This is a genomic window from Chromobacterium piscinae (assembly GCF_021129175.1).
Lineage (GTDB): Bacteria > Pseudomonadota > Gammaproteobacteria > Burkholderiales > Chromobacteriaceae > Chromobacterium > Chromobacterium piscinae.
Map to the genome: position 1 here is coordinate 50,133 of NZ_JAJOHV010000009.1, position 14,616 is coordinate 64,748.

General features: G+C 62.3%; 14 protein-coding genes. 9 read left to right on the forward strand and 5 right to left on the reverse strand.

All coding sequences use genetic code 11. The features are described from left to right. Nucleotides 1-51: 51 nt before the first annotated feature. Nucleotides 52-1,125 carry an ABC transporter substrate-binding protein gene (locus tag LQR33_RS02260; protein ID WP_231467273.1) on the reverse strand — a complete coding sequence of 358 codons (1,074 nt, stop codon included), beginning with the start codon at nt 1,123-1,125 and terminating at the stop codon, nt 52-54. A gap of 103 nt (nt 1,126-1,228) precedes the next feature. After that, complete coding sequence (gene dusA, locus LQR33_RS02265; protein ID WP_231467287.1) at nt 1,229-2,176, reverse strand: tRNA dihydrouridine(20/20a) synthase DusA; 948 nt, start codon at nt 2,174-2,176, stop codon at nt 1,229-1,231. Nucleotides 2,177-2,673: 497 nt separating this feature from the next. Between dusA and LQR33_RS02270 the strand changes: the two genes are divergently transcribed. From LQR33_RS02270 to LQR33_RS02290, 5 genes are all read left to right on the forward strand, one after another. Continuing rightward, nucleotides 2,674-3,669 (forward strand): SGNH/GDSL hydrolase family protein, encoded by a 996-nt coding sequence (locus LQR33_RS02270; RefSeq protein WP_166441111.1) that lies wholly within the window; start codon nt 2,674-2,676, stop codon nt 3,667-3,669. Between the two features lie 109 nt (nt 3,670-3,778). Beyond that, nucleotides 3,779-5,917 carry an iron-containing redox enzyme family protein gene (locus LQR33_RS02275; protein WP_166441110.1) on the forward strand — a complete coding sequence of 713 codons (2,139 nt, stop codon included), beginning with the start codon at nt 3,779-3,781 and terminating at the stop codon, nt 5,915-5,917. 13 nt (nt 5,918-5,930) lie between these two features. After that, nucleotides 5,931-7,760: a carbamoyltransferase family protein gene (locus LQR33_RS02280; RefSeq protein WP_221668401.1), complete on the forward strand. Its 1,830-nt coding sequence runs from the start codon at nt 5,931-5,933 to the stop codon at nt 7,758-7,760. A gap of 16 nt (nt 7,761-7,776) precedes the next feature. After that, nucleotides 7,777-7,929 carry a hypothetical protein gene (locus tag LQR33_RS02285; RefSeq protein ID WP_221665837.1) on the forward strand — a complete coding sequence of 51 codons (153 nt, stop codon included), beginning with the start codon at nt 7,777-7,779 and terminating at the stop codon, nt 7,927-7,929. Between the two features lie 196 nt (nt 7,930-8,125). Next, on the forward strand, nt 8,126-8,755 hold the full coding sequence (locus tag LQR33_RS02290; protein WP_166441107.1) for a LysE family translocator: 630 nt from the start codon (nt 8,126-8,128) through the stop codon (nt 8,753-8,755). Nucleotides 8,756-8,807: 52 nt separating this feature from the next. Here the strand turns inward: LQR33_RS02290 and LQR33_RS02295 are convergent, their stop codons facing one another. Together LQR33_RS02295 and LQR33_RS02300 are read right to left on the reverse strand one after the other, a co-directional pair. Further along, complete coding sequence (locus tag LQR33_RS02295; protein ID WP_231467276.1) at nt 8,808-8,948, reverse strand: hypothetical protein; 141 nt, start codon at nt 8,946-8,948, stop codon at nt 8,808-8,810. 214 nt (nt 8,949-9,162) lie between these two features. Then, nucleotides 9,163-9,774 (reverse strand): M15 family metallopeptidase, encoded by a 612-nt coding sequence (locus LQR33_RS02300; protein ID WP_231467279.1) that lies wholly within the window; start codon nt 9,772-9,774, stop codon nt 9,163-9,165. Between the two features lie 131 nt (nt 9,775-9,905). On the opposite strand from LQR33_RS02300, the gene LQR33_RS02305 reads away from it, so the two are divergent. The 4 genes from LQR33_RS02305 (at nt 9,906) to LQR33_RS02320 (ending at nt 14,199) form a co-directional block, all read left to right on the forward strand. Beyond that, nucleotides 9,906-11,498 carry an ABC transporter substrate-binding protein gene (locus LQR33_RS02305; protein WP_221665834.1) on the forward strand — a complete coding sequence of 531 codons (1,593 nt, stop codon included), beginning with the start codon at nt 9,906-9,908 and terminating at the stop codon, nt 11,496-11,498. Further along, nucleotides 11,486-12,478 carry a M14 family metallopeptidase gene (locus LQR33_RS02310; RefSeq protein WP_231467282.1) on the forward strand — a complete coding sequence of 331 codons (993 nt, stop codon included), beginning with the start codon at nt 11,486-11,488 and terminating at the stop codon, nt 12,476-12,478. Before LQR33_RS02305 ends, LQR33_RS02310 begins: the two co-directional genes overlap by 13 nt. A 258-nt stretch (nt 12,479-12,736) precedes the next feature. Next, nucleotides 12,737-13,294 carry a hypothetical protein gene (locus LQR33_RS02315; protein ID WP_166441102.1) on the forward strand — a complete coding sequence of 186 codons (558 nt, stop codon included), beginning with the start codon at nt 12,737-12,739 and terminating at the stop codon, nt 13,292-13,294. A gap of 107 nt (nt 13,295-13,401) precedes the next feature. After that, entirely contained in the window at nt 13,402-14,199 is a 798-nt protein-coding gene (locus LQR33_RS02320) for a hypothetical protein (protein WP_166441101.1), read from the forward strand. 48 nt (nt 14,200-14,247) lie between these two features. On the opposite strand, the gene LQR33_RS02325 is transcribed toward LQR33_RS02320, so the two are convergent. Then, nucleotides 14,248-14,616 (reverse strand): hypothetical protein (locus LQR33_RS02325; protein WP_231467284.1); only part of this gene is annotated, 369 nt, incomplete at its 5' end.

Genomic DNA, 14,616 nt, shown 5'->3' on the forward strand with positions numbered 1-14,616 from the left:
TCTTGTGGGTGCGGCCGAACCGGGTTGATGGCGTCCGGCCAGGCCGCCAGCTTAGCGGCTGACCTTCACTTCCGTCCACATCCGCGCCAGCGCGCGACGCTCCACCGGCGTCAACTCGCGCAATACCGTCCATTTTTTCGCCTGCTCGGCGCTCGGATTGATCACCGGGCTGGCTTTCAGATCGGCGCGGAAATATTGGCTGGCGGTAGCCACCGGATTGGTCGCGCCATTGAGGTTGGTCAGCTGGGCGGCGTTCTGTCCGTCCAGCATGAAGTTGATGAACTGATGGGCCAGGTCCGGCCGTTTGGCGCTGGCAGTGATCGCCATGGTGTCCACGCCGATTTCATTGCCCTCGCGCTGCGGCACATTGCCGATATGGAAGGCCCGCTTGGTCTGGCGCGCGTCTTCGCTGGCCTGGAAGAATTCGGTGGAGTAGCCGAGCGCCACCCAGATATTGCCGACCGCCAGCTGTTTCAGATAGCTGGCGTTGGAGAAGGCGGCCCAGTACGGTTTGGCTTTCTTGATCACGTCGCGCGCGGCGCGCATGTCGGCGTCGGTCGCGGCATTAGGGTCCTTGCCCAGGTAGAACAGCGCGGCGGCGAACACCTCGCGCGAGCTGTCCAGCACCGTCACCTTGCCCTTGATCTTCCGCAGCACCGCAGGGTCGAAGATCACCGACCAGCTGGAGGGATCCACGCCCAGCTGCTTCAGCTTCTCGACGTTGTAGCCGACGGAAGTCAGCGACAGCACGGTAGGGATGGTGTAGCGATTGGCCGGATCGTAGCTTTGCGACAGATAGGCCGGCGCCACGTTTTTCAGATTCGGAATCTGGCGGTGGTCCAATGGTTGCAGCAGCTTCTGCTTAGTCATCGCCTGCACGACGAAACTGGACGGAAACACCATGTCGTAGCCTTTGGCGCCGGCGGCCAGCTTGGCCAGCATTTCCTCGTTGTCGCCGTAGTAGTCCTGCACCACCTTGCAGCCGCAGCGCTTCTCGAACTGCCTGACGATGTTGTCGGACAGCGAGCCGCTCCAGTTGTAGATGTGCAGCACGTCATTGGGACCGGCCCAAGCCAGGCCGGAAGACAGCGACAGGGCGAGCATCAGCTTTTGCAACTTTTTCAATTGGGATCCACCTCCAGACAGTCATGCCGGGCATGACAACAATGACAAAAGGCGGCCGGGGCCGCCTGGCGCAGACAGCCGCCCGTCGGCGGCCATCGGATAATCAGGCGCGGCGGCCGGCCAGCGTCGCCTCGTAGGCCTGGCGCAGCAGGCCGGCGTCGGCGCCGTCCAACAGCTTGGAATCGGACAGCATGCGGCGCCAATTGCGCGCGCCGGGCAGGCCCTGGAACAGGCCCAGGATGTGGCGGGCGATGTGGCGCACATTGCTGCCGTCACCCAGACGCGCCGTCACATAGGGCATCATCGCGTCGACCACCGCCGCGCGCTCGGGGCCGGCGGCCTCGTCGCCATAGAACAGCGCGTCCCATTCCGCCATCAGCCACGGGTTGTGATAAGCCTCGCGGCCGACCATCACGCCGTCCACGTGCTTCAGGTGCTCGGCAATCTCAGCATTGGTTTTCACGCCGCCATTGATCAGGATTTCCAGATCCGGCCGCTCCCGCTTAAGACGGTAGACATAGTCGTACTTCAGCGGCGGGATCTCGCGGTTTTCCTTGGGGCTCAGCCCTTTCAGGATGGCGTTGCGCGCGTGGACGATGAAGGTATGGCAGCCAGCCTCGGCCACAGTGTCGACGAATTCGCGCAAGTAATCGTAATGCTCGATCTGGTCGATGCCGATACGGTGCTTGACGGTGACGTCGATATCCACCGCGTCGCGCATCGCCTTGACGCAATCGGACACCAGTTGCGGCTCCGCCATCAAACAGGCGCCGAAAGCGCCCTTCTGCACTCTTTCCGACGGGCAACCGACATTAAGGTTCACCTCGTCATAGCCCCACTCGGCCGCCAGCTTCGCGCACGCGGCCAGCTCGGCCGGCTCTGAGCCGCCCAGCTGCAGCGCGATCGGATGTTCGGCCTCGTCGAAACGCAGATGGCGGGCGACATCGCCGTTCAGCAGCGCGCCGGTGGTCACCATCTCGGTGTACAGCCAGGCATGGCGGGTGATCTGGCGGGCGAAGTAGCGGTAGTGGCGGTCGGTCCAGTCCAGCATCGGGGCGACGGAGAGACGCCGTGGCGGCAATTTTACTCGACTGCCTTGGTTGGCTAAGTTTTCAGCGCCATTGGCTGCGTTCTGATTACGGTTCATTCCGGCTGATTTCCGCCTATTTTTGTCTCATTGGCACGACTAAAGCGTTGCGGCAGAGCACTACCTCACCCACTTGACATACAGCATGCCGCCACGAAGCAACCCGCGTGAAGAGTATGGATAAGCATTTGAAAAAGATGGGAATTATCCTATTTAGCCCAAGCGCAGGTCAAGCCCGCGGTCGAGATAGCCATAGAAGACTCCTCTCATTTCGCCCAGTCGCGGCGTAAAGAAACCGTTATCGCCGCAACCTGATGACGGGACATACATTTATGTCGCTAGCGCCGAAACAGCAACCAATTCATTGACATTTATTCCAAATACATGGAATTATGAAAAATAAACTCAATTAGCATTTATGCGCGCTGAAATTTTGAACATGGAAAAGAAAGGTTCCTCAGATGGGTGTACGCGAGCGACTAACGCCACAAATGGCAGCTTACGAGGAAAAATTCGCAGATAGCGGCGACATCCGTTGGCTTCCATACCTGATGTACTTCCATCCGACAAACCATGCCAGCGCGGTGGTGAACACCGACGCAAGCGGGTTTCGCTATTCGGAAAGCCAGGGGCGGCGTTTTTCTGTCCGCGACAACGACAGTCGACAACCAGCTAGGCTGCTGGCTGGCAGTTCAACGGTGTTCGGCATCGGCGCCAGTTCGGATGGCTGGACGCTGTCTTCACGATTGACCGAGCACGATGAGCGCGGATTGCCATGGCTGAATTTCGGCGGCCGCAGCTTCAACTCGGCCCAAGAACTCATTCTTCTCTCGCTATATAGGCATACCTTGCCGCCCATCGAAGAAATCGTCCTGTTTTCGGGCTTCAACAATCTGGGGCTGGCTCGGCTGCCATCTCATATCCGGCAAGAACATGGCGCGTTCTTCAACTGCAACGAGTTTTTTGAGTCGCTGGGCACCAACCGCACCAAAGGCTTGCTGCAAGCCGGGAAAAAGCTGTTCTCCGGCGGCGCGCGCGAAGAGGAGCCGCCGAGTCTGGAGCAGCAAATAGCCTATGCTGCTGACCTGACCCTGCACCACCTGCTCACCTGGAATGCCATCGCCAAGGATCTTGACGCCAAACTCACGTTCGTGCTCCAGCCACTGGCCGGCTGGGTCCGCCCCCAGGGCAGCAAAGAAGAAGAGGCGCTATTCGCAGAGTTGGATCAGCTCGGCCGCTTCACTGAGGTGTATGGGGACATCTTGAACAAGAATGCGTGTTCCCAATATGCGGCGGCGTTGCGGGAAGGGGTTGAAAAATTGGGCGCTCGCTTCATCAATCTGAGCCCCATCCTGGCTGAAACGCTTGCACCCGAACAGTGGCTATTTGTCGACCGCATCCACTTCACTGACCAAGGCCATGACTTCGTAGCCCGGCAATTGCTCAACATCTTATAAAATAGCGAGTGTCACCATGAAACTACTGAAAAGCCTTTTCCGCCTGATCTTCCGACGGAAACAGAAAAAGCGGGACGCATCCATCTATCCGATGTTTTGAGGATATCGAATGGACTGGCGCCAAGCATATCGGCTGGGGGCGGATCCGGAATCCTGGCTCGATGAGGCGGACATCCTGCAATGGATGGCCAACATGGAATCGGAGGAAGGCCCTGCCCACCCGCTTTCAACTGAGACGCTCGCCGCGTGGCGCGTGCAGGAAGAGGCTCGGTATGCCGCCGTCGACGCCGCGGTGCTGGATGGATTGGGGCGAGAGCGCCACGACACGGCCCTGCTGGCCTGCGCCGCGCCGCTGGCCATGGTCTTGGGTTCTTGGCTGCAAGGCTTGAGCGCGCCTGGCGTATTCGAAGACGATGGCCATCTCGGAGTGTTGTCGCTGTTGGCCGACGATCTAGGCACTGGCCGGCCGCTAGGAGCCCGGACCGATGCCTTCCGCCTGCTGCTGCGGCGCTTCAACCATCCATTCGGAAGCGCCAGCGCCGTTTCGATTACCCATCAAACCTCCGTTGCCGACGACATGTTCGCGCTGCCGGCCGTCTTGTTGGCCATGAGTCGACGCAGCGACGCTTTCCAAATCCAGATTCTTGCGATCGATGCCGTCTTCCGCGGTATCGGCCGCTTGCCTTGCTTCGCGGCGATGAACGCGCGCCATCCGGAATGGACCGACTGGAAACGGTTGGATCTCTCCGTCCCGGGAGACACGGCCATCGTGGCGGAGCCGCTTTCCTTATCGCTTTCGCTTGGCGAGCGTTGCCAAGCGGAAGACGCGGCCTCATCCGCGAAATACGTAGCAGCCTTCCAGTGGGCCTTCGCCGCTGTAAGCAGCTGGAGCCGGCGCATTTTGTCAGCCGCAGCCCGCGCCGCCAGCCCCGCGCATGCGATGGGGCAACTGTTGCGCGATCGTTCTCGGGCTGCCGGCATTTATCATCAGGACCGGGCGATAGAAGGCTGCCCGCTGTCCGAGCATCTTCGCCGCGCGGCCAGCGATCCTGCCCCCGTGATGGCCATGCTGTCCAGAAGCCGCTATGTGGTAAAAGGCGACGCCGCCCGCAGCACTCTGGTCAATGGGCTGGTCAGCCCCCGCGGCCCAATGTTCCGGGTATTTTCTGAGCCAGAGCTGCAAACCATCCGGGAATGGATTTCCAAGCTGGAACAGCCCACGGAACAGCCGCTGGCCGATGCCACGCCAGCGCTTCCCGTCCCCTGTCCGCCCAGCCGGGCCGAGCGGATGAACGGCGACGCGCCCAGCGACTTGCGCAGCGCCTACCATCTCCTGCAAGGAAGGGCGATGGCGCCGGCCACTCGGGCATTCGCACTGGCGTACGTCCGTCGCTGGCTCCATGCTGCGCAGCGCGCCAAAGGCACTCCCGGGCGGCAGCTCCCAGCCTTATGGTCGCCTGGCACGCTGCCGGAGTGGCTACTGCGGCAGCATGATCTGCATGGCGCGTCCTTCGAAGCCGGCAAACAATCCCAATCCGGCCCCCCCAGCCGGGAAGAGGTGATCGAATCCACGCTGCAGCTCGCTCCGCTGATACTGATCGATGGCTCCTGGCTGCAAGGTTTCACGGATATCGGGCTAGCGACATCGGAAATCGGCGCGCCGCTGTTCCAGATCTATTGGGATGAGTTGGGAAACGGGCAGCTCAAGCTCAACCACCCGCTCATCTACCGGCAGCTTTTGCGATCCATGGACATTCAGCTGCCGCCCACTGCGTCGCGGGAATTTGCCGCAGACCCGCGGCTGCGCCGTGAGTCATTCCAGCTGCCGGTTCTCTGGCTTTGCCTAGGCAAATTGCCTCGCACTTTCCTGCCAGAAGTGCTGGGCATGAATCTGGCGATGGAATTATCCGGGGTCGGCGACGGCTATCGCGACGCACGCCGCTTCCTCTCCCACCATGGTTTCAGCACCCAGTTTGTCGACCTCCACAACACCATAGACAACGTGGTCAACGGCCACTCCGCATGGGCCATGGTGGCGATCGACAAATACATGGAAGGCATAGCTGACGCTGGGGAGTCCTCCGCTGACGCATGGCGACGAATCCGGACAGGGTATGCGGCGCTGTCCGCCCGCCCGCGGGATTTCCTCGCCCCGCTCAAATCGCTATTCGCCAGCGCGAAAGCATCGTCTCCGCCGCTGCCATCTGGCCGGCAAGCCCTGCTCCACTCACCGATACCCATAGTTTGATGAGCGCTTACCAATGAGTCATTACATTCTCGGTCTATCCGCCTACTACCATGACAGCGCCGTCGCCCTGCTGCGAGACGGCGTCATCGTCGCCGCGGCGCAAGAGGAGCGTTTCACCCGCGTCAGACACGATCCTTCGTTTCCGAGCCAAGCTTTGGCTTACTGCCTGGACGAAGCCGGCATTTCATTGAACGATATCGACAGCATCGTTTACTACGAAGACTCCGAGATCAAATTTTCCCGGGTCATGTCCTCCTTCGCCGAGGCCGGCCCCGCCTGCCTGAACGCATTCACGCGCGTCTTCCCACAATGGCTGGACTGGAAACGGAACGCACTGGCGGAAGTGAAACGCGAACTCGCCGCGCTGGGAAGAGGAGCAGTCCCGGAGGTCCGTAGCTCAGAACACCACCGCTCCCATGCCGCATCCGCCTTTTTCCCTTCGCCTTATCAAAGCGCGGCCGTCCTATGCATAGATGGCGTCGGCGAATGGCACACCACCTCGCTGTGGCATGGCAAAGGCGAGCAGCTGGAATTTCTCAACTCGATTTCGTACCCCCATTCGCTGGGGCTGCTGTACTCCGCCTTCACCTATTATTGCGGGTTCAAGGTCGACTCCGGCGAATACAAGCTGATGGGACTGGCGCCTTATGGACGCCCGCTGTACGCAGACCTGATCCGCAAGGAACTGATCGACATACGGCCCGATGGCTCTTTCGCTCTGAATCTTCGTTATTTCGAATTCATGAAGGGCGAGCGCATGGTCGGGCCCGCTTTTGAAAAACTATTCGGCGCGCCGGCGCGCAAGCCGGAGAGCCAGCTCACCCAGCGCGACTGCGATCTAGCGGCATCAGTGCAACAAGTCACCGAGGAGGTTGTGCTGGGTCTAGCGAGAACCGCGCTGAAGCAAACCGGGGAAAAATGCTTGTGCCTGGCTGGCGGCGTTGCCTTGAATTGCGTGGCCAATGGCGTGCTCAGCCGATCTGGCGAATTTGAATCCATCTGGATACAGCCGGCCGCGGGCGATGCCGGCGGCGCTTTGGGCGCGGCGCTCGAAGTGGCTGTCGCGCAATCCGGCCGTCCGCACCTGGCCGCCGGCACTGATGCCATGCGCGGCTCGCTGCTTGGGCCAGGCTTTCAAGATAGCGAGATTGCAAGCTTCCTTGACCGCAAGGGCTATCCGGCCAAGCGATTCGATTCCGCCGCCCTATACGATCAGGTTGCCCGAGAGCTGGCTAACGGCGCGGTGGTAGGCTGGTTCCAGGGACGCATGGAATTCGGACCGCGAGCTTTGGGCGCGCGCTCCATCATCGGCGACCCCCGCGATCCTGAAATGCAGCGCAAGATGAACCTGAAAATCAAGTTCAGGGAATCCTTCCGGCCTTTCGCGCCCGCGGTGCTCGCAGAAGACGTCACGCAATATTTCGACATCGATCAGCAAAGCCCCTACATGTTGATCGTCGCCCCCGTGACGGAAAGCATCCGCGCCAAAGGCTCGGAAAATCTTCCTTCCGCATTGAACAGCCTGAGCACGGTGCGCTCTCAGCTGCCGGCGATCACTCATGTCGACTTCTCCGCCCGCATCCAGACGGTGAGCGACGAATCGAATCAGCCGTTTGCCGCGCTGCTCAGAAGCTTCAAACAGCATACCGGTTGTTCTGTACTGGTGAATACCTCGTTCAATGTCCGGGGCGAGCCTATCGTCTGCACACCGGAAGAAGCGTACGCATGCTTCATGCGCACGGAAATGGATCTACTGGTGATGGGTTCCTTTATCCTCCGCCGCGCCGACCAGCCAGAATTCCGCGAACAAACGGACTGGCGCCTGGCGATACCTCTCGATTAACCACGGAGCCTCTCGCATGCGCTACCAACTGCTTTCCCTGCTTGTCTTCGTCTTCTGGTTACTGCCCTGGCATGCGGCGCGCCGCGTCGCCCGCCTAGTAGCCAGCGGAGCCCGCGCCAAAACCAACCGTTCTTATTGGGATCACCCCGTGGAAAACCGCCAGCCTTGAGTCACCCGCAGTCTTGCGCCGTCTGCCTGACGGCGCAAGACTTCGCCCTGGCCTTCGGTAGCTGCGGCCGTCCACAGCGGGGTAGATGCGCGGAAAAATCAATGCCGCAAGCTTTGGATTTGCGCCATACTATAGAAAATACCAAAAGCATCGAAATTGGAATTCAAAAATCCCAATTCATAACAAGGCCAACGCCATGATCGAATTGACCACGCTTGGTGCCTTTGCGGCAATCTGTCTCGGAATGGTTCTCACCCCTGGCCCCAATATGATTTACCTGGTATCGCGCTCGATTTGCCAGGGCCGCGCCGCGGGCTTGATTTCACTCGGCGGCGTGGCATTGGGCTTTATCGTCTACATGCTGTGCGCGACCCTCGGTCTGACCGCCTTTCTGATGGCCCTGCCATATGCGTTCGACGCCTTGAGGCTTGGCGGCGCGCTTTACCTGGCCTGGCTGGCGTGGAACGCGTTGCGCCCTGCCGGCGGCTCTCCCTTCCAAGTGCGCGAACTGCCGCCAGACTCGCCTGGGCGGCTGTTTTCAATGGGGTTTCTGACCAGCCTGCTCAACCCGAAAGTGGCGATGTTCTACTTGTCCCTGCTGCCGCAATTCATCGACCTTCGCCATGGCGACGTGCTCCTCCAAGGCATGGCATTGGGCTCCATGCAGATTTGCATCAGCGTAACGGTAAACTGCCTGTTCATCTTCACGGCGGGCACCATTTCCACCTTTCTGGCCAATCGCCCGCAATGGGCCCGTGCGCAGCGCAGCGTCATGGGCGTGACGCTTGGCGCCCTGGCCATCAGAATGGCCCTGATCCAAAAATAAGCCACGCTCCGGCCGCCGCCCCTCTCGCCCATTGAAGGCTTCGCGGCGGCCGCTACGACTCGGCATAAGAAATTTGTTCCGCTTCGACAGCCGCGCCCGGCTGGGCGCCATCCAGGCCCCGATGCCGATCATCGCCGGCCACTGGAACATCGCCTTTCCCATCGAGCAGGTTGCCTTGTTGAAAAGTGAGCATTCCCTACACATCCCTAGTCGAGACCATCGATGCCGGCCATTTCCCTTTTCTCAACCTAAGCGCGCAATTCAACGCGATCCTAACCGGCTTCCTCGCTGACAGCGTTTCCACGGTGGGCAGCGAGGCGGCCAAGCATGAGACCTGAACTCGGCCGCTGGCGCGTCGTAATGCCAAAACGTCTGATGGCGGCGGCCCGCATAACAGCGCTCCGCGCTCACTCAATCAGGCGCATATGCGCGCGCACCCAGTCGCGGTCCGCCGCCTCGAAATGCCACCACTCGGTGGCGATGCCGCGGAAACCGGCGGCTTCCATGCAAGCGCGCAGCAGCCGGCGATTAGCCAATTGCGCGTCGCTGAGCAGCCCCTTGGCCTGCATCTCCTCCTCCCGCTGCGGCTGCGCGCGTTCGGTGAAATCGTCGAAGCCGGTGCCCATGTCTAGCTCCCGCCCCGCCTGGTCTTCTGCCGTGATGTCCACCGCCATGCCGAAGCTGTGGATGGAGCCGCGCGCCGGATCAGCCACGTAGATGCGCTGCGGCGTATCCTTGACGATGTCCCACAACACCCGCTGCACCCGGCCCGGCCGCAAGGCGTCGAAAACGCGCAGTCGATATCCGGCCCGGCGGCTGGCCATCTCGCCCGCGGCGCGGGCCAGCCGTTCCGCGGCCGTGCCATGCAGCAGCGCCCGCGCCGACGGGCCGTACAGGTCCCGGCCGACGAAATTGTCGGCGCAGGCGTAGCGCAAGTCCAAGCGCACCCCGGCCATGCCCTCGATGGACACGTATTCGGGATGGCTTGCCAGCTCCTCCAGCCTGATGGCTGCGTCCATGGCTCCTCCCTCGCCGCTGACCTGCCGCAAATCCGACAGGCCGCCGCTTGAGCGATACTGTGAAGACGATCCGACTCCGGCCTTGGACCATGGTAGGCTCGGAACGAATAAAACCAATACAGGAAACCGAAATGACCCTGCCCCGCCTTTCGTCCTTGCTCCCGCTCGCGGCCCTGCTGGCCGCGGCGCTGCCCGCTCCCGTCCTGGCCGCCAAACCGCTGGTATTCTGCGCGGAAGCCTCGCCGGAAGGCTTCGATCCGGCAATGTGGGACAGCGCCACCACCTACAACATCGCCAAGCCGGTGTTCCAGGGCCTGGTCGAATTCAAACGCGGCGGCGTGGCACTGCGGCCCGGCCTCGCGGAAAGCTGGTCGGTATCGGATGACGGACTACTATATACGTTCAGACTGCGCCGCGGCGTCAAGTTCCATCAAACCGACTATTTCACGCCCAACCGGGACTTCTCCGCCGACGACGCGGTCTTCACCATCAACCGCTGGATACGGCCGGACCTGCCCTTCAACCAGGCCTTCAAGACCCCGTTGACCGGACCGGACGGCTATGGCCTGTCCAAGCTGATCGAATCGGTGCGGAAAGTGGACGAGCACACCATCCAGATTAGGCTGAAAGAGCGCAACGCCCCCTTCCTCACCTTCTTCGCGATGGGCTTCGCCGGCATGCAGTCGGCCGAGTACGCCGACCAGTTGCTGAAGGCGGGCAAGCCGCAGCAGATCAACCTGCTGCCGGTGGGCACCGGCCCCTATCGCTTCAAGAGCTACGCCAAGGACGCCATCATCCGCTACGAGGCCAACCCGCAGTACTGGGGCAAGCCGCAGAAAACCCGCAGCCTGGTGTTCGCCATCGTCGCCGACCCGCAGGTCCGCATCCAGAAGCTGAAGGCCGGCGAATGCCAGGTGGCCGCGGCGGTGCGCGAGTCCGACCTCGACGCGCTCTCCGGCGACAAGAACATCAAGATCGCCGCCACCGGCGCCAGCAACATCTCCTACCTGGCCTACAACCTGAAGCGGCCGCAGTTCGCCAAGCGCGAGGTGCGGGTGGCGCTGGACATCGCGATCAACCGCGACGCGCTGTTCAAGGCATTGTTCCCCAAGGGCGGCGCCACCCAGGCGGTGAACCCCTTCCCTCCGTCCACCTGGAGCTGGAACCCCAAGACCCGCAACGAATACGATCCGGCCAAAGCCAAGGCCTTGCTGGCCCAAGCCGGCTACCCCAACGGCTTCACCGTCAACCTATGGGCCTTGCCGGTGCAGCGCCCGACCAACCCCAATGGCAAGCTGATGGCGCAAATGATCCAGCAGGACTGGGCCCGGATCGGCGTCAAGGCCAACATCCAGTCCTACGAGTGGGGCGAATATCTGAAACGCGCCGGCGCCGGCGAGCACGACGTTTACATGTCGGGCCTCACCAGCAACTCCGGCGACCCAGACGACTTCCTGTGGAACAGCCTGTCCTGCAGCGTCAGCAAGGGCGGCCAACGCTTCTGCAACGCCGAGTTCGAGCGGCTGCTGCAACTGGGCCGCCAGACCACAGGCCAGAAGCAGCGGACGCCGTACTATCTGAAGGCGCAGGAAATCTTCAAGCGCGAGCGGCCATGGATCACCATTGCCCACTCCCGGATCTACATCCCGTTGCGCGCCAATGTGCAGGGCTTCATCATGAACCCCAACGGCTCTTTCGATTTCGAGGACGTATGGCTCAAGTGAATCCGGGCTGGCCGCAGGCCTTCGCCAGTCATAGCTACCAGGGGCTGGCGGGCGGCCCCGCGCTGATCGTCACCGGCGCGGTGCACGGCAACGAAGTGTGCGGCGCCGTCGCCATCCGCCGCGTGATGGCGGAGCTGGAGCAGGGAATGCTGTCGCTGCGCGCCGGACGGCTGACCCTGGTTCCGGTGGCCAACCCGCTGGCCTACCGGCTGGGCCAGCGCGGCGGCGACCGCAACCTGAACCGCAATCTCGCGCCCAGCGGTCATCCGCAGGACTACGAGGACCATGTCGCCAACTGGCTGTGCCCGCTGCTGGCCGAGCATCAGGTCCTGCTCGATCTGCATTCCTTCCAGTCGCCCGGACAGCCGTTCGTGTTCTTGGGCCCGACCGACAACGACGGCGAGCTGGAGCCATTCGCCCACGCGGCCCGCGAGGAAGCGCTGGCGCGGCGGCTCGGCGTCGCTGACGCGGTGGACGGCTGGCTGTCCACCTACGCGCTGGGCGTGGAGCGGCGGCGGCAGTCGCCGGCCGGCGACGCGACGCTGGCCGAGCTCAACACCGACCCGCGCTACGGCGTGGGCACCACCGAATACATGCGCAGCCAGGGCGGCTGGGCGCTGACCTTGGAATGCGGCCGCCACGACGATCCGGCCGCGCCGGAGATCGCCTACCGCGCGATCCTCAACACCCTGGCCCACCTCGGCATGGTGGACGCGCCCGATCCCACCCCGCAGCCGCTGGCCTTGCTCAGCCTTTATGAAGTGGTGGACAAGCGCGACGACGCCGACAGTTTCGTCCGCGCCTGGAGCAGCTTCGACAGCGTCCGCCAGGGAGAGCTGATAGGCCGCCGCGCCGACGGCGGTCCGGTCACGGCGCCTGACGACGCCCGCATCGTGTTTCCCAATCCCCGGGCCCAAGCCGGCCAGGAATGGTTTTATCTGGCCAAACCGTCAGCCCGGCTGGAAAACGGCCAATCCTAGCGCCGCGGCCGGTACGGCATCGACGGGCTTGCCCATCGCAGGCGGATGCCGCACCGGGAATGGCGCCGATTCGAATGATCCAAATAATGGATTATTTGAAGAAATGACAATCGCCGTCGCTTATCACCCGATAGCCGCCGACCTCCAGAAAACTGGAGTTCCACCTCGTAGGACAACAAGGCAAAATCCAGCGACAAAACCAAATATCCTGGCTCGCCAACCCATCCAGCGCCGCGCGTGAAACAAGGGGAGTGGAAAATGAATAAACCTCTGACCGCCACTTACTCGCCGGACGACGACAGGCTGAGAATCTACGCGCGCGGCAAGCTGAGCGATCCGCTGCGCTCCATGCTGGAACATCAAGGTTTCCACCTACTGCCCGAAGCCATGGTTTTCGTATCCTCGTCAGCCTGGTCGCTGCGACAGGAAAACCTGCTGCTGCAACTGTGCGGAACCATAGAGGACGACGCCGTCTGGCATGGCGACCTCTATCTGCCTTATATCGAACACATTCCCTACCGCGACCTGCCGCCCGGCACCGGACCGTGGTACGACCCCCGCTACTGGCAAGTCCGCGCCGCCACGTTGGCAGGCCGCCTGCACCCGGAGGAAAAAGTGTTGCGGCAGCTGCGGTTGGACCGCATCGCCCCGCTGCGCCGGCAGATCGCCAGCCAGGAATCCAGGCTGACGGAGGAGGAGCTGCGCGCGCCGGGCCCGCCACGGAGTTGGTCGAACGGCCGCCTGACGCTGCGCCGGCTCAAATTGCAGCTGTCCTACTGCCTGCGCTTTCAGCAAGAAGCGCGCCTGGCGGCTTGAACCCATCCGGCTCTCGCAAAGCGGCAATGTCCGGTCGGACAGGCCTGGAATATCGAGGCCGCCCTCCGCATTAGAATGTCCGGCTTCCGTATTAGGAAATATCGCCGATGACATACGCCATGTTGGCCCCGGAGCAATTCACCGACGAACACAAAAGCTTCCTGGCTGGATTTCGCCAATCGATAGAAATGCTGTCGAAAAGCTCGGACATGATGCTGGGCGCGAAGGACATCCATTCCCGGCATCTGATCTCCACCGATGCCTACGCCAGGATCGTAGCGCTGAAACAGGGCGGCGACGTCGCCGGCCGGCTGGACTGCGAAATGCCCTGCGAGGGCACCGCCGAGTTCGCCGACAGCTATGTGAGCGAGGATCTGTCGCTGATGCACGGCGGCAAAATCGAGCGCAAGATCGCCACGCTGAACATCCACGAATACGCCGACGGTCTGAAGGCCCGCGTGTTCAACAAGCACATGCTGGTCCACCATCCCAGCCAGTCGATCCTCGGCACCATCTACAGCGGCCAGGACGTCGAAATAGGCAATTTCCTCAACATCATCCCCAATTACGTGCTCGAGTTCGGCGCCGGCTGCAGCCTGGAGCAAGGCTCGGCCTACAGCAGCCTGGAAGACGTGACGCTGACCGAATACGAACAGGAGGTCTGCTTCCTGCTGCTGCTGAACTGGGAGTTCAAGCAGATCGCCGCCTTCATGGACAAATACCGGCCGCGCAACGCGCCGCGCACCACCGACTCGGTGATCAAGTGCAAGAACTACCTGTGCGAGAAGTTCGGCATCGAGCAGACCCGGTTGCAGACGCTGAAGGAATTCCTGGTCCATCACGGCCTGCACCGCAAGATTCCGCGCTCGCTGTTCAACCGCCTGATCGGTTCCAAACGGCTCTAAGCTCAGGCCCCCGCGCGGCAGTCCGGACGGAATAGACCGCGTCCGCGATCACAGCAGGAATAGTTTGAGGCCCAACGTAGCGCCGCTGCGGTAAACGCCGCCCAACTCGCTGCCGGCGCCGCCCTCGCCCAGGATCAGCATCGCGAAGCCGGACAGGCGCGGCTGGAGCCGGCGCTCGCCGTACAGCGCCCAGCCCTGGCTATGGTCGTCCCGGTTGCGCGTCCATTCCAGCCGCCAGTAGCGCTCCAGCTCCTGCGGGTTGCTCTGCACGCTGGCCCACAGGTAATGGCGGCCGCGCAGCGCGGCCGGGTCGGCTTGCAGCGTCGCCTCGCCGATGTCGCCGTTGAACAGGTATTCGGCCGACCACACCCGGCCGGCGGCGCTGGTGTAGCCGGCGCCGGCCAGCCAGCGCGCGGC